Annotated in this window: 14 protein-coding genes and 1 riboswitch; of the genes, 9 read left to right on the top strand and 5 right to left on the bottom strand. The window is 67.2% G+C overall.

The features are described from left to right. The first annotated feature begins 41 nt into the window (after nucleotides 1-41). Nucleotides 42-1,631: a DUF3138 family protein gene (locus U5809_RS18390; protein ID WP_322087599.1), complete on the top strand. Its 1,590-nt coding sequence runs from the start codon at nucleotides 42-44 to the stop codon at nucleotides 1,629-1,631. Between the two features lie 84 nt (nucleotides 1,632-1,715). Continuing rightward, on the top strand, nucleotides 1,716-2,792 hold the full coding sequence (locus U5809_RS18385) for a C45 family peptidase (protein WP_322087598.1): 1,077 nt from the start codon (nucleotides 1,716-1,718) through the stop codon (nucleotides 2,790-2,792). Nucleotides 2,793-2,849: 57 nt separating this feature from the next. On the opposite strand, the gene U5809_RS18380 is transcribed toward U5809_RS18385, so the two are convergent. From U5809_RS18380 to U5809_RS18365, 4 genes are all read right to left on the bottom strand, one after another. Then, nucleotides 2,850-4,235, bottom strand: a complete 1,386-nt coding sequence (locus U5809_RS18380) for an MFS transporter (RefSeq protein ID WP_322087597.1) — start codon at nucleotides 4,233-4,235, stop codon at nucleotides 2,850-2,852. A gap of 182 nt (nucleotides 4,236-4,417) precedes the next feature. Beyond that, entirely contained in the window at nucleotides 4,418-5,281 is an 864-nt protein-coding gene (locus U5809_RS18375; RefSeq protein WP_322087596.1) for an XAC2610-related protein, read from the bottom strand. A 42-nt stretch (nucleotides 5,282-5,323) separates the two neighbouring features. Beyond that, on the bottom strand, nucleotides 5,324-5,692 hold the full coding sequence (locus tag U5809_RS18370; RefSeq protein WP_322087595.1) for a hypothetical protein: 369 nt from the start codon (nucleotides 5,690-5,692) through the stop codon (nucleotides 5,324-5,326). A 23-nt stretch (nucleotides 5,693-5,715) separates the two neighbouring features. After that, a complete protein-coding gene (locus U5809_RS18365) occupies nucleotides 5,716-6,111 on the bottom strand; it encodes a winged helix-turn-helix transcriptional regulator (protein WP_282507866.1) in 396 nt (131 codons plus the stop codon). 135 nt (nucleotides 6,112-6,246) lie between these two features. On the opposite strand from U5809_RS18365, the gene U5809_RS18360 reads away from it, so the two are divergent. From U5809_RS18360 to U5809_RS18335, 6 genes are all read left to right on the top strand, one after another. Continuing rightward, on the top strand, nucleotides 6,247-6,879 hold the full coding sequence (locus tag U5809_RS18360) for a glutathione S-transferase C-terminal domain-containing protein (protein WP_322087594.1): 633 nt from the start codon (nucleotides 6,247-6,249) through the stop codon (nucleotides 6,877-6,879). A 75-nt stretch (nucleotides 6,880-6,954) separates the two neighbouring features. After that, nucleotides 6,955-7,353 carry a hypothetical protein gene (locus tag U5809_RS18355; RefSeq protein ID WP_322087593.1) on the top strand — a complete coding sequence of 133 codons (399 nt, stop codon included), beginning with the start codon at nucleotides 6,955-6,957 and terminating at the stop codon, nucleotides 7,351-7,353. A 91-nt stretch (nucleotides 7,354-7,444) separates the two neighbouring features. Next, nucleotides 7,445-8,737, top strand: a complete 1,293-nt coding sequence (locus U5809_RS18350) for a TolC family protein (protein WP_322087592.1) — start codon at nucleotides 7,445-7,447, stop codon at nucleotides 8,735-8,737. Nucleotides 8,738-8,748: 11 nt separating this feature from the next. Next, nucleotides 8,749-10,245, top strand: a complete 1,497-nt coding sequence (locus U5809_RS18345) for an efflux RND transporter periplasmic adaptor subunit (RefSeq protein ID WP_322087591.1) — start codon at nucleotides 8,749-8,751, stop codon at nucleotides 10,243-10,245. Beyond that, nucleotides 10,242-13,448 carry an efflux RND transporter permease subunit gene (locus U5809_RS18340; RefSeq protein WP_322087590.1) on the top strand — a complete coding sequence of 1,069 codons (3,207 nt, stop codon included), beginning with the start codon at nucleotides 10,242-10,244 and terminating at the stop codon, nucleotides 13,446-13,448. Before U5809_RS18345 ends, U5809_RS18340 begins: the two co-directional genes overlap by 4 nt. Continuing rightward, complete coding sequence (locus U5809_RS18335; protein ID WP_176051452.1) at nucleotides 13,445-13,813, top strand: copper-binding protein; 369 nt, start codon at nucleotides 13,445-13,447, stop codon at nucleotides 13,811-13,813. Before U5809_RS18340 ends, U5809_RS18335 begins: the two co-directional genes overlap by 4 nt. Nucleotides 13,814-13,913: 100 nt before the next feature. Here U5809_RS18335 and U5809_RS18330 read toward each other — a convergent pair whose 3' ends face one another. After that, a complete protein-coding gene (locus U5809_RS18330) occupies nucleotides 13,914-14,924 on the bottom strand; it encodes a sodium:calcium antiporter (protein WP_322087589.1) in 1,011 nt (336 codons plus the stop codon). 85 nt (nucleotides 14,925-15,009) lie between these two features. After that, nucleotides 15,010-15,173, bottom strand: a riboswitch (yybP-ykoY riboswitch). A gap of 120 nt (nucleotides 15,174-15,293) precedes the next feature. Between U5809_RS18330 and U5809_RS18325 the strand changes: the two genes are divergently transcribed. Continuing rightward, nucleotides 15,294-15,569: a metal/formaldehyde-sensitive transcriptional repressor gene (locus U5809_RS18325; protein ID WP_176051454.1), complete on the top strand. Its 276-nt coding sequence runs from the start codon at nucleotides 15,294-15,296 to the stop codon at nucleotides 15,567-15,569. Nucleotides 15,570-15,572: the final 3 nt, after the last annotated feature.

The following is a 15,572-nucleotide window of genomic DNA, read 5'->3' as shown; positions in this document are numbered from 1 at the left end:
CGGCGGGCGGGGGCGCGCTCGTCCCGACGACCACCCAGAACATGAAAATCAAACACATGACGGCGCTGTGCCTGCTCGCATTCGAAGCGGCCTCGGCGATCGCACACACATCACCGCAAGCGACCGATGCCGGCAAGATGAAGGCGCTGCAGGCGCAGGTCACCGCGCTGCAGCAGCAGGTGAACGAGCTGCGCGCGAGCATGCTGGCGGCGAAGCCGGCCGGCGCCGCAACGACCGCCACTGCCGCATCGGGCAGCGCGAAGATCGGCACGATCAACACGGCCGCGGCTGCGGCCGCCGCGCCGGCAGCCGATTCCGCACCGGCGTTCACCAACGACGACCTGCAGCAGATGCGCGAACAGATCGCGAACGCGTCGCTGAAGGTCGACTCGCTGCAGGAAGCCGCGACGACCGGCCCGCTCGCGGGCCTGAGCATCACCGGCTACGTCGATCCCGTGTATCTGTTCAACCGCGCGCAGCGCACGTCCGGCTTCCAGTTCCTGAATCACGACCCGGGTGCGTACGACTACTACAACAGCACGATCGGCGATGTCTATCTCGACATCAAGAAGACCTTTGGCGTCGGCCCGATGGCGCCGGCAGCGGAGGTCGTGATCCAGCCGAACCGCGGCTTCGGCAACGTGTTCAGCAATTCGCACGGCGGCGTCGGCAACAACATCGTCACGCAGGCGGTGGTCACCGTGCCGCTCAGCACGACGCGCACCTTCGAGATCGGGATGATGCCGAGCCTCGCGGGCTACGAAGTGCAGCCGTCGAACCAGATGCTCACGCTCACGCACGGGATGCTGTACGACTTCAGCGAGCCGGGCAACCTGATCGGCATCGGGCTGAAGGGTTCCAACGCGGCGATGACGCGCTTCTGGCAGGTCGTGATCGGCAACGAGGTGCTGCGCACCGCCGGCGCGATCGCGAACGCGGCGAACAACACGACGAAGACCAACTGGACGCCGACGATCACCGCGCGCTTCGACAACGCGACGTCGACGGCCTTCGACTTCGGCATCTCCGGGATGCTCGGCCGGCAGTCGCTGTTCTCGCCGTGCGCGGTGGCGGGCGGCTACGGGTACCAGTGCAACGGCTCGTCGCCGACCGGCCTCTACAAGTACGTGGAAGCCGACATGACCTATACGCACGACAAGACGCAGGTCAACGCGCAGGTCGACTACGGCGAGCTGCAGAAGGGCGCATGGAACGGCGGCACCGCGCGCTGGTACGGGATGTCGCTGCTGGGCCATACGAAGTGGACACAGGCGTGGGTCGGCCGCATGGGCGCGACGCTGCGCTTCGACTACCTGAACAACACGTCGAACGGCGGCGGCGGCACGAACATCCAGTACGGGCTCGCGGGCGGCAACCCGTCGGTGAACGGCACGAGCGGCTTCGGCATCGATCCGTCGTGCTTCCAGGGTTCGGCGACGAACGGCACCGAATGCAAGGGCGCGCAACGCTATGCGATCACGGCCGACCTGTTGTTCTATCCGACGCAGCAGATTACCGTGAAGGTCGAATACCGCCACGACGCGGCGAACCATCCGGTGTTCCTGAAGAGCAACGGCACGTACGCGCGCAGCAACGACCTGGCCGGGATGCAGTTCATCTACTCGTTCTGACGCTGGCGCGTGCCGATTTTTTCGTATAACGAAATATGTTCCGGGCTGCGGGCCCAGACCTGATTCAACACAGGAGGTTTGATCTTGAAGCTGCACACATTCGCGACCGACATCACCGATCCGCGCGAGCGGGGCCGCCTGATCGGCGCGCGTTTCGCGCCGGCGATCCGCGAGACGGTCGCGCTTTATCTCGCGTTCTTCCCGAAGCTCGGCATCGATCCGCAGCGCGCGCGGGAGATCGGCGAAGCGAGCCTGGCCGCGCTCGACGCATGGTGCCCGCGCCTGGCCGCCGAAGTCGAGGCGATCGCCGACGGCGTCGAGCTGCCGCGCTGGCAGCTCGCGTGCCTGAACGCGCGCACCGAGATTCTCGCGACCGCGCCCGCGTCGGCCGAGGGCGAATGCTCGACGACCGTCTACGCGCCGGCCGGCCCGCAGGCGCCACGCACGCTGCAGACGTGGGACTGGCACGACAGCCTCGCGCCGCAGGGGCTGCTGATGCAGTTCGCGACGTCGCAGGGCCGCACCGTCAAGCTGTTCACCGAATTCGGGATGCTCGCGAAGCTCGGCGTGAACAGCGCGGGGCTCGGGCTGCATTTCAACATCCTGCATCACGCGAGCGACAACGACAGCGCGGGCGTGCCCGTGCATGCCATCGCACGGCGCCTGCTCGAGGATGCGACGACGGTGCAGGAGGCGATCGAACTCGCACGTACCGCACGTGTGAGCGCGTCCACGGTGCTGACCGTGTTCACGCGGCACGACGCGAACCCGCGCGCCGCGAGCATCGAGCTGAGCCCGTCGGGTGTCGGTGTGGTCGTGCCGCGCCCGGACGGCTGGCTGCTGCATACGAACCATTTCCTCGATCGCGCGTTGAGCGGCGGCGAATGCATGCCCGACAGCTCGACCACGCGCGAGCGCTTCGCGCACCTGAACGAGGTCGTGACCGGGATGACGAGCGCCGATGTGCGCGAGCGCGCGGCGGCGATGTGCGGTGCGGCAGGCGACCAGGCCGTCGTGTGTTTCCACCCGGATCTGTCGATGCCCGACACCGAGCGCTGGGAAACGCTGCTGACCGTCGGTATCGACACCGATGCGTGCGCGCTCGACTACGTGGCCGGCAATCCGCATGACCTCGCGTGTGACGGGTTCATGCGGTTCTGACGCGGCACGCGGGCAGCGATATGGCAGGGCGGCGCGCGCGTGCCGCCCTCGTGACGCTCAAGCGTCGATGCGCTCGACCTTGCCGACGAGCAACCCGTACGACAGGCTGCCCGCGAGCGCCATCGCGGCGATGTAGGTGATCGCGCGCGAGAAGTCCGCACCGTCGACCAGCAGCCCGATCACGATCGGCGTCGCGATCGCGGACAGGTTGCCGATCAGGTTGAACACGCCGCCCGTGAGGCCGAGCAGCCGCGCCGGCGCGAGCCCCGACACCAGCGACCACGTGATCGACGCGAAGCCGTTGCCGAAGAACGCGATCGTCATGAACGCGATCACCCAGCCCGTCGACGTGACGTAGTTCGCGCCGATGATGCAGGTCGAGATCAGCAGCCCCGAGATGATCGGCAGTTTGCGCGCGAAGCCTTGCGATGCGCCGCGGCGCATCAGCCAGTCCGACAGCACGCCCGAGCACAGCACGCCGACGAATGCGGCGAGGAACGGCAGCGACGCAAGGAAACCCGACTTGATGAAATCCATCCCGCGATACTTGACGAGATAGGTCGGGAACCACGTGAGGAAGAACCACAGCGTCGAGTTCAGCGCGAACTGGCCGAGGTAGATGCCCCACAGCTTGCGCCGGCCGAGCACGACGCCGAGGTCGCGCCACGTCGACGGCGCGCGTTCGCTGCGCGCCGCGATACGATCCTCGAGATCGACGAGACCGCCGCCATCGCGAATCAGTGCGATCTCGGCCGCGTTGACGCCGCGAAACGTGCGCGGCTCGCGATACACCGCATACCAGACCGCGGCCCACGCGATGCCGGCGAGGCCCGTTGCGACGAACACCATGTGCCAGCCGAGATGCACCTGCAGCCACGCGAGCACCGGCGTCAGGAACGCGAGGCCGACGAACTGGCCCGACGTGTAGCCGCCGATCGCGCTGGCGCGTTCGCGGGTCGGGAACCACGTCGTGACCACGCGGTTGTTGATCGGGTAGGCCGGCGCTTCCAGTGCGCCGACCGCGAGGCGCAGCACGATCAGCCCGACGAACGAGCCCGCGAATCCGAGCAGCAGCGTTGCGGCCGACCACAACGCGAGCGCGCCCGCATACAGTACGCGCGGCGACACCTTGTCGACGAGCCAGCCGCCCGGAATCTGCATCAATGCGTAGGTCCAGCCGAACGCGGAAAACACGAGGCCCGCGCGGACGGGATCGATGTTCAGTTCCTTGAACAAGGCGGGCGCGGCGATCGACAGGTTGCTGCGGTCGAGATAGTTGATCACGACCGTGATGAACAGCAGCGCGAGGATCAGCAGGCGCTTACGGCTGGGTGGCGCGGCTTGTGCCGCGGCCGCACGGGCGGCGGAATCGGATGCAATGCCGGCGTGTGCGTGCAACTGATCCGTCGGGTTCGCGTGGGTGCGCGACGCGGATTGGGCCACGGTTGTCTCCTGTGTTCTGTGCCCGGCCGGCGCCCGCGAACGGGGCGGCCGAATCGAATGGCGTTGGGGCGAACGTTAGAGCCGTGGAGCGAAGCGCGTCAACATTTGGGCAGGTATCCCTATTAATGGGATGTTTGGTGTTCAATATGTGGGAAAGGGCAATGCGCGTGCCGCGTCGTGCATCAGCCGCCCATCGCCTCCTTCGCACTGACCCAACCCTGCACCGCACCCACGTGCGGATTGCGATACCGCACCTTCAGCCACTGAAAATCGTCGCTCGTGTCGATCACCTCCACCGTGTCGCCTGCGACGACATAGCGGCGCGTGGGCGCATCGGTCATCGCGTCGTGCAGCGGCAGGCGTGCCGGGCGCACCTTGAACGTGACGGCGCCGCCGCCATAGGCGTCGGGGCGGCGCGAGACGCGCTTGCCTTGCGCGTCGTAGGTCAGCAGCATCGACGACGGGCCGTTGTCGGCGTCGAGCAGGTCGCGCAGGTCGTCCGGTATCGCTTCGCTGGACTGGTACAAGTACATCTTGCCGCCGGCATCGAAGCGATACGCATCGGTGTACCAGATCGGCCCGCCGCGGCACGAACTGTACAGCGTGCGTTCCTTTGGTTTCGCCACCACGTTGACCAGGTCGTCGCAGTTGCCGTGCGGCAGGTTGCTCGCCGGCATGTGCAGCGGCTCGAACTGCTGGCGTGCGGCGTCGTACAGGTAGATGCCGTAGCTGTCGTTGACCATGCCGAGCGTCGCGTGCATCGCGAGATCGCGGTGGCCGTCGAAGTTGTAGTCGTCCGATGCGAGGTGATAGTGGCCTTCCTCGTCGGCGGCGGTCACGTCGAGCGTTTGCGTCTTGCCGCTCGGCAGGAAGCGTACGGTGACGTGCTCGCTGTCCGCCCGTTCGACGCGGGCCGTGACGGTGTCGTCGACCTTGAACGTGAGCAGCGGCTTGGCCGCATGCGCAGCGGAGGCCAGCGTTGCGCACGCGGCGAGCAGCAGCGCGGCAACGCGCGGAAACGGTCGGAGTGGCGAGGTGCGCGTCATGAGCGGTTGTCGGCGTGAACGGGGAAGTGCGCGGCCAATCGGTCAGCCGCGCGAGCTGTCGTCCTGAAAGCCGTCCTTGCCGACGAAGATCTCCTTCAGCGCGGCGCGCAGCGTGACCGGATCGTACTGGCCCGGTGCGAGATGGATGACGTAACGCGTCTGACCGTCGAGACGCGCGGCGATGCCCGGTTCGATCTCGACGTCGATCGTATCGTCCGTCAGTCGCACCGACAGATCCTTGACGCGCCAGTTGAGCTGGTCGCGCACCATCACTTCGATCAGCGCGTCGTCCGGAAAGCGCGACAGCGCGAAGCAATAATCCTGCTCCGCATCGTGACAATAGATGTTGGCGAAGCTTTCGTCGTCGTCGAGGTCGGATGTCGCCGCGCCGACGGTAGCGTGAAGTTCCATGAACGTAGGTTCCTGCGTATGGGTTATCTGGGGTTGCCGGGGCAATCGGGTTGCATTTCGATCGCCACTTCGAGCGTCGCGCCGGTATCGCACGTCGCATCGACATCGCGCGCTTTCAGCCACAGCCCGAATTCGCGCATCACGTCGACCACGGGCCGCAGCCGGTCACCGTCCGCGGTCAGATCGTACTCGACACGCACGGGCACTTCCGGATAGACGGTCCGTCGCACGAGCCCTGCATCTTCCAGCGCGCGCAGGTCGAGCGTCAGCATGCGTTGCGAGATGCCCGGCATGTCGCGGCGCAGGTCGCTGAAGCGCCTCGGCCCGTCGAGCAGATACGACACCAGCAACAGCCGCCAGCGGCCGCCGAGCAGGCGCATCGCTTCTTCAACGGAACATCCTGTCGCACTCGTTTTCATCGTGCTGAACCCTGGTCGGTAAATTTTTTGTGACTACGGCACAAACGACTGCCGTCTTCTCAGCGCTGCGCCGATGCGAGATATTAGCGCCCGCGTCGCGGCGAATCGATACATGAACAACCACGAAGGAAACGCATGAAGCTCTATCACGCTCCCGGCAGCTGTTCGCAGGCGATCTGCATCGTGCTGCGCGAAGGCAATATCGACGCGGAGATCGTCAAGGTCGACGCGCGCAAGCATGTCGTCGAAGACGGCCGAAACTACTACGACGTGACCGACCTCGGCTACGTGCCGCTGCTCGAACTCGCCGACGGCACGCTGTTGCGCGAAGGCCCGGTGATCGCGCAGTATCTCGCGGACCAGCGCCCGGAAGCCGCGCTCGCACCGGCTTACGGCACGCTCGCGCGCTACCGGCTGATGGAATGGCTCAACTTCCTCGGCACCGAGATCCACAAGGGGTTCATTCCGCTGCTGTATGCGGTGCAGGCCGGGAAGTACGTGGAGCCCGTCCGGCAGAAGCTCGACAGCCGCTTCGCATGGATCGACCGCCAGCTCGAAGGCCGGACGTTCCTGACGGGCGATACGTTCTCGGTCGCCGATGCCTATCTGTTCGCGCTCACCGGCTGGGGCAAGGCCGACTGGATGCGCTCGGTGTACCACGCGGATATCGACCTGAGCCGGCACGCGCATCTGCGCGCGTGGTACGAGCGCGTGCGCGCGCGGCCGGCCGTGCAGGCCGTGCTGGCGGCGGACAACCTGCTGAAGTAATGCGCGGCGGCGGCGCGTCATTCCGCCGTATCGACGCGCCGCCACGCAGCAATCGGCCGCGCTATAATCGCGGCCATGAAATGGCTTCGGACCTTCATCCTGCTGCTGCTCTGCGCGGTGCTGCCCATCAGTGGGCTGGCAGCCAGCGGCCTGACCGGTGAATGTCCGATGCAGCACACGATGTCGATGGATTCGGACACCGGCATGAACATGGCCATGTCCGCCGACATGAGCGACTGCGATTCGATGCAGCCGTCATCCGCCGATCACGCGAAGGCCAAAGCCAAGGCCAAGGCCAAGGGCATGGCCTGCAAGGTGACGGCCCAATGCCAGTTCGGCAGTCTCTATCACCCGGCCGCGCGCACCGACGTCAGCCGTCCCGCTGCATTCGCCAGCACGATCGTCTTCCACTACACGCAGTCCGTCCCGGTCCGCGACCCGAGCGGGTTGTGGCGCCCTCCACGCATCAGCTGATCCCGATCTGACCGGTTCACCGCCCACGCGGTGAGGTTCGTCCTGTGCGCAGGACGTGGAATCCCTTTGGGTTCCGACTTGGGGTTACACCATGTCATTCGATTTCAGCACGCCGCGTACGCGGCGTGCGCGCCGGCGCGCGCCCATGCTTTGGGCGGCGCTGCTGGTGGCGGGCGCGGTTCACGCGCAGCAGCCACCCTTTACGCTGGACGCCGCGCTGCAGTCCGCCACCGATCATTCCGCTTCGATGCAGGCCGCGCAGGCTTCCGTGCTCGCGCGTTCCGAAGCGGCCGTCCGGGCCGGCCAGTTGCCGGACCCGATGCTCAAGGCCGGCATCGATAACCTGCCGATCAACGGCGGGCAGCGCTTCACCGTCGGCCAGGACTTCATGACGATGCGCCGTATCGGCATCGAGCAGGAGTGGGTGTCCGGCGACAAGCGGCGGCTACGCACGGCGCTCGCCAACGAGCAGGTCGGCCGCGAGCGCGCGGGCTATCTCGCGCAGCTCGCCGCCGTGCGCCAGCAGACCGCGACGGCGTGGCTCGATGCCGTCTACGCGAAGCAGGCACTCGCGCTCCAGCAGGCGTTGCTCGGTCACATGAATCACGAACTCGAGGCGACGCAGGCGTCGTATCGCGGCGCGAAGGCGAGCGCGGGCGACGTCGTGCAGGCGCGCGCGATGCTCGCGCAAACGCAGGATCAGGTGCTCAAGGCGCAGCAGGCGTATCGCACCGCGCTCATCGCGCTGGCCCGCTGGACGGCCGTTCCGGTGGCCGACGTGACGGGAGCGCCGCCCGCACCCGAATCCTTCGTGTCGTCGCTGCCGCCGGACGAACTGCGCCTGACGCAGCCGGCGCTGGTCGCCGCGGCGGACGACATCGCAGTGGCCGAGGCCGACACGGCGGTCGCGAACAGCGAGCGCAGCTCGAACTGGACGTGGGAGATCGCGTACCAGCAGCGCGGCGGCGCGTATTCGAACATGGTGTCGGTCGGCGTCTCGATCCCGCTGCCGCTCAATCGCAAGAACCGCCAGAATCGCGACGTCGCCGAAAAGGCCGCGCTCGAGACGAAGGCGCGCCTGATGTACGAGGACACGCTGCGTCAGGTGCAGGCCGATATCCGTACGCAATCCGAAACGCTGGCAAGCGGCCGCGAACGCATCGCGAACCTGAGCACCGCGCTGCTGCCTGCTGCCGATCAGCGCGTGCAACTCGCGACGGCCGCGTACCGGGCCGGCACCGGGGCGCTCGCCGACACGTTCGCCGCGCGGCGCGCGCAACTCGACGCGCAGTTGCAGGTGCTCGATCTCAGGCGCGACGTGTCGCAGACCTGGGCGCAACTCGAATATCAGGTTGTACCGTCGGCGATGGCCGCCGCGCAGTGAAGGAGATCACCATGACCAAGCAATCACTGGCGCGCGCGGCGCTGATGGCGTTCGCCGGCGCGGCGCTCGCCGGCGCCGGCTATTTCGCGGGCGTCCGCCATGCGGCGGGCGGCGCGGCGACGAGCGCGCACGATCCGCAAGCAGCACGCAAGGTGCTGTACTGGCACGACCCGATGGTACCGAACCAGCACTTCGATAAACCGGGCAAATCGCCGTTCATGGACATGCAGTTGCAGCCCGTCTATGCGGACGAAGGCGGCAACGCCTCGGGCATCCGGATCGATCCGGGCCTGCAGCAGAACCTCGGCATTCGTTATGCGGCCGTCCGCCGGCAGCAGGCGGCGGCAGGCTTCGACGCGGTGGGCACCACGCAGTTCGACGAATCGCGCGCGGACGTCGTGCAGTCGCGCGTCACGGGCTATATCGACCGTCTGTACGCGCGGGCGCCGATGCAGCGCATCGCGAAGGGCGCACCGGTCGCGTCGCTGTTCGTGCCCGACTGGCTCGCGCCGCAGGAAGAGTATCTCGCGCTGAAGCGCGGCGGAATGGACGGCAGCCTGCTCGATGCGGCACGCGCACGGATGCGGGCGCTGTCGATTCCGGACGGCATGATCGCGGCGCTCGATCGCACCGGCCGCGCGCAGACGCATGTCGTGCTCGCCGCGCCGGAAACGGGCGTCGTGAGCGAGCTGAACGTGCGCGACGGCGCGATGGTCGCACCCGGCCAGACGCTCGCGAAGATCGCCGGGCTGTCGACGCTGTGGCTGATCGTCGAGGTGCCGGAAGCGCTTGCGCTGAACGTGCAGCCGGGGATGTCGGTCGACGCGACGTTCGCTGGCGATCCGGCGCGGCACTTCAGCGGACGGATCCGCGAGGTGCTGCCCGGCATCAGCATCGGCAGCCGTACGCTGCAGGCGCGCGTGGAGATCGACAACGCATCGCTGAAGCTCACGCCCGGCATGCTGATGCGCGTACGCGTCGCCGCGAAGGACACGGTGTCGCGCCTGCTCGTGCCGTCCGAGGCCGTGATCGCGACCGGCAAGCGCACGATCGTCATCGTGAAGGACGGCGACGGCCGGCTTCAACCGGTATCGGTCACGGTCGGCAACGACGTCGGCGGCGATACGGAAGTGCTCGACGGGTTGCATGAAGGCGACACGGTCGTCGCGTCGGGGCAGTTCCTGATCGATTCGGAAGCCAGCCTGAAAAGCGTGCTGCCGCGGCTGGAACGCGCGGCGGGAGCAAGCGCGGCAGCATCCGCCACGGCGGCCGCCGCGCCGGTCTATGAAACCACCGGCAAGGTCGAGAAGGTCACGGCCGATGACATCACGTTCTCGCATCAACCGGTGCCGGCGCTCGGCTGGGGGGCGATGACGATGGCGTTCGGCAAGCCGACGGCCCGGGCATTCCCGGACGTGAAGCCGGGCCAGACCGTGCGTTTCGCGTTCACGCAGACCGACGACGGCTACCGGCTGACGAAGGTCGAGCCGCAGGGAGGCGGACGATGATCGCGCGCATCATTCTCTGGTCGGTCCGGAACCGCTTCCTCGTGCTGCTGGCCACCGTACTGATCGCGGCATGGGGCGTTCATTCGCTGCGCCAGACGCCGCTCGACGCATTGCCCGACCTGTCGGACACGCAGGTGATCGTGAAGGCATCGTATCCGGGCAAGGCGCCGCAGGTCGTCGAGGATCAGGTCACCTATCCGTTGACGACGACGCTGCTCGGCGTACCGGGCGCGAAAACCGTGCGCGCGTACTCGTCGTTCGGCGACGCGTTCGTCTACGTGCTGTTCGACGACCACACCGATCCGTACTGGGCGCGCTCGCGCGTGCTCGAGTACCTGAGCCAGGTGCAGAGCCGGCTGCCGGCCGGCGCGACCGTGTCGCTCGGGCCCGATGCGACCGGCGTCGGCTGGGTGTACGAGTACGCGCTCGTCGATCGCACCGGCCATCACGATCTCGGGCAACTGCGCGCGCTCAACGACTGGTTCCTGAAGTTCGAGCTGAAGGCGGTGCCGGACGTCTCGGAAGTCGCGAGCATCGGCGGCATGGTGCGCCAGTACCAGGTCGTGCTCGATCCCGACAAGCTGCGCGCCTACGGCATCACGCAGGGCGCGGTCGCGGATGCGCTGCGTCAGGCCAACCAGGAATCCGGCGGGTCGGTCGTCGAGCTGGCCGAGTCGGAGTACATGGTGCGTTCGTCCGGCTACCTGCGCACGCTCGATGACTTCCGCCATGTCGTGCTGCGCACCGACGACGCGGGTACGCCCGTGCTGCTCGGCGACGTCGCGCGCATCCAGGTCGGCCCGGCGATGCGACGCGGGATCGCCGAGTTGAACGGGCAGGGCGAGGTGGCGGGCGGCGTCGTCGTGATGCGCTCGGGCAAGAACGCACTGACGACGATCGATGCGGTGAAGGCGAAGCTCGCCGGCCTGAAGCGTTCGCTGCCGCCCGGCGTCGAGATCGTCACGACCTATGATCGTTCGCAACTGATCGAGCGCGCCGTCGGCAACCTGAAGGACAAGCTGATCGAGGAATTCGTCATCGTCGGGATCGTCTGCGCGGTGTTCCTGTTCCATCTGCGCAGCGCGTTCGTCGCGATCCTGTCGCTGCCGCTCGGCGTGCTGGCCGCGTTCATCGTGATGCGCTACCAGGGCGTGAACGCGAACCTGATGTCGCTCGGCGGGATCGCGATCGCGATCGGCGCGATGATCGACGCGGCGATCGTGATGATCGAGAACGCGCACAAGCATCTGGAAGCGTACGACCACGCGCATCCGGGCGAGCCGCTCACGGTCGCGCGCCGCTGGGAGCTCGTTGCGGCGTCGGCGGCGGAAGTCGGGCCCGCGCTGTTCTTCTCGCTGCTGATCATCACGCTGTCGTTCATTCCGGTGTTTTCGCTGGAAGGGCAGGAGGGCAAGCTGTTCGCGCCGCTGGCGTTCACGAAGACCTATACGATCGCCGCGGCCGCCGGGTTGTCGGTCACGCTGGTGCCGGTGCTGATGGGCTATCTCGTGCGCGGCCGCATTCCGCACGAACACGCGAACCCGATCAACCGCGTGCTGATCCGCCTGTACCGGCCACTGCTCGAGGCGACGCTGCGGCGCCCGTGGTTCGCGATCGGCGTCGCGGTCGTCGCGCTCGTGCTGACGGCCATGCCGTTGTCGCGGCTCGGCGGCGAATTCATGCCGCCGCTCGACGAAGGCGACCTGCTGTACATGCCGACCGCGCTGCCGGGCATTTCGGCGGACAAGGCGAGCGAGCTGCTGCAGCAGACCGACCGGCTGATCAAGACCGTGCCCGAGGTCGACACGGTGTTCGGCAAATCGGGTCGCGCCGATACCGCGACCGATCCCGCGCCGCTCGAGATGTTCGAGACGACGATTCGCTTCAAGCCGCGCAGCGCGTGGCGGCCCGGCATGACGCCGGAGAAGCTCGTCGACGAACTCGACCGGACGGTGAAGGTGCCAGGTCTGTCGAACGTGTGGGTGCCGCCGATCCGCAACCGGCTCGACATGCTATCCACCGGGATCAAGACGCCGGTCGGCGTGAAGATTTCCGGGCCTGACCTGGCCGGCATCGACGCGATCGCGAAGCAGGTCGAGGCCGCGGTGAAGCCCGTGCCGGGTGTCACCTCCGCGCTCGCGGAGCGGCTGAACGGCGGCCGCTACATCGACGTCGACATCGACCGGCTCGCCGCCGCGCGCTACGGGCTGTCGGTGGCCGATATCCAGTCGGTCGTGTCGTCGGCGGTCGGCGGCGACGATGTCGGTGAAGTGATCGCGGGGCGCGAGCGCTTTCCGATCAACATCCGCTATCCGCGCGAGATCCGCGATTCGCTCGAGAACCTGCGGCAACTGCCGGTTGTCACCGCGCGCGGCGCGCAGATCCGCCTCGGCGACGTCGCGCGCATCGACATCGCCGACGGGCCGCCGATGATTCGCAGCGAGAACGCGCGGCTGTCCGGCTATGTGTACGTCGATCTCCGCGGCGTCGACCTGAGCACGGCGGTCCGTGCCATGCAGCAGGCCGTCGCGCAACAGGTCGCGTTGCCGCCCGGCTATTCGATCGCGTGGTCGGGGCAGTTCGAGTATCTCGAACGCGCGGCGGCGACGTTGCGCACCGTCGTGCCCGTCACGCTCGTCGTGATCTTCGTGCTGCTGTTCCTCACGTTCGACTCGGCGGCCGACGCGCTGCTGCTGATGTCGACGGTGCCGTTCGCGCTGGTCGGCGGCTTCTGGCTCGTGTGGGCGCTCGGCCATGCGGTGTCGGTCGCGACGTCGGTCGGCTTCATCGCGCTCGCGGGCGTGGCCGCCGAGTTCGGCGTCGTGATGCTGCTGTACCTGAAGGGCGCGCTGCAGCGCCGGCTCGATGCCGGTGAACCGCTGACCGATGCGGTGCTGCTCGACGCGATCCGCGAAGGCGCGGTGCTGCGCGTGCGGCCGAAGGCAATGACGGTCGCCGTCGTGCTCGCCGGGCTCGTGCCGATCATGGTCGGCCACGGCGCCGGCTCCGAAGTCATGCAGCGTATCGCCGCGCCGATGGTCGGCGGCATGGTCACGGCGCCGCTGCTGTCGATGTTCGTCATTCCCGCCGCGTGGCTCCTGCTTCAGCGCCGTCGTGCGCGAAGCGCGGGCCGGGCGCGGCATTCCGATGCAGTTCCTTCCGGCACGAACGTGCCATCCATCCCAACCGGAGAATCACGATGAAGATGAATCAATTGATCGCCACCGCAACCGCCGTCGTCGCGCTCGGCGTTGCCGCCGTACCGGCGTTTGCCGCCGGCGAGATGTCGGGCATGGACATGTCCGGCATGAAGATGTCGTCGGACGGTGCGGCCGATTCGACTGCCGCGCTGACCGATGCCGAAGTGAAGAAGGTCGATGCCGCGAGCGGCAAGATCACGCTGAAGCACGGCGCCCTCGACAACGTCGGGATGCCGGCGATGACGATGGCGTTCAAGGCGAAGGACGCCGCGATGCTCGCGCACGCGCATGCGGGCGACAAGGTGAAGGTGCGGATCGAGAAGGTCGACGGCACGCTGACGATCGTCAAGCTCGTCAAGGGTTCCTGATCGTCCGGGGCGGGCGCAACCGTCGCCCGCATCCTGCACCTTGAAGCGCGCCGCGCCGACGTGTCCGTCGGCCGGCGCGCCCGGTCCTGGCGTCAGTACGTCAGCGCACAAGCGTCAGGACCAGATACCCTGCATAACCCGCGCCGTTCGCGAGCAACGCCCAGATCGCGAGCCCGCGCGTACGCGCGTTGAAGCGCAACCATGCAGCCGCCGCGAGCGTGATGATCACGCCGGTCAGCACTTCGGGGCGCGGCTCCCACGGCGTCAGCATGATGCCGATCGCGGGCAGCAGCGTACCCTGGAACACCATCGCGCCGGTGATGTTGCCGAACGCGAGCGTGTCCTTCTTGCGGCGGATCCACAGCACGCTGTTGACCTTCTCCGGCAGTTCCGTCGCGATCGGCACGATGATCAGCGACAGCAGCAGCGCCGAGATGCCGAGCACCTGCGACACGCCTTCCACGCCGTGAATGAAGCCCTTCGCGCCGCCGATCAGCAGCGCGAGGCCGATCAGCAACTGCAGCGCGATCGTCGCAAGATTGGTCGGCAGGCCCACGCGCGACAGGAACATCGTGTGCGGCGCCTCGGTGCCGTGCCCGGCATCGACGAGCCGGGTCGACGCGCGGAACGTCATCACGACGTACATCACGTAGATGCCGACCAGCATTGCGGCGAGCAGCGCGCGCACGGCCCAGTTGTGATGCGGGACGAACATCGCCGCGGTGGCCAGCGAGAACGCGGCGAGGAAGTAGTTCATGTCGCGCACGAAGCCCGTGCGTTCCGGTGCGATCGTGCCGCGCAGCCCGCGCGAGCGGATCACGGCGAGTGTCATCAGGAACGTGGTGAGCGTCGCGAGCATCAGCGGTGCGCCGAGAATCGCGCCGACGCCGATTTCCTCGTTCACGGCCTGGTTCGCCGTGCCGCCGGCCAGGGCGAGCAGCGGCACCATCGTTTCGGGCAGCGCCGTGCCGACGGCCGCGAACAGCGAACCGGTCACGCCTTCGGAAATCTTCAGGCGTTCGCCGAGATGTTCGAGCGCATTGGTGAAGACCTCGGCCGCGATGAGGATGACGATCAGCATGAACGCCAGTTCGAGGAGCATGAAGGTCATGCGGCACCTCCGCAGGCACGTGGAGGGCGGGCGGGGGAGCGCGGGGACAAGACGGCGGGGAACATGGGGACTCCGTGGTCGGACGCTGAAGAACCATGGCGCATCCGCCGACGTCCGACCAGGAACGACGCGATGCGCCCATGGTCTCGCCAGGCCGATCAGGCTGAACGCGCCACGGCCACAGGCCGAGTGTGTTGACGCGTTCGCTTTCCGGGGACGGAAAGCAGGCTACTCCCCAAAGACGAAGGGCAGTCTAGCCGAGCGGATTTCTTTCGACAAGCCTTCACTTCAAAAAAATATACCCCTCTCCCCTATAGGGGAAGCCTTCCGGATATATACTCCCCTTCCCTATTCAGGAGCCCGTCGTCGATGAGCCATACCGTCCGTGAAAAACAGAAGTTGCTGAACCGCGTGCGTCGAATCAAGGGCCAGGTCGAGGCCATCGAGCGCGCGCTCGGGGACGAGCGCGGCTGCAACGAGGTCCTGCAATTGATCACGAGTTGCCGCGGCGCAATGAACGGGTTGCTGGCCGTCGTGCTGGAAGACCACATTCGCGAGCATCTGGTCGATGCGCACGAACCTGACGCACACGAAGGCAGCGCGACCGAGCAGCTGATCGACGTGGTGCATAGCTATTTCAAGTAATCG

The sequence above is a fragment of the Burkholderia sp. BCC1999 genome (genome assembly GCF_905339975.1).
Lineage (GTDB): Bacteria > Pseudomonadota > Gammaproteobacteria > Burkholderiales > Burkholderiaceae > Burkholderia.
Note: the sequence above shows the minus strand (reverse complement) of the source record. Positions and strands in the feature narration are given on the sequence as shown.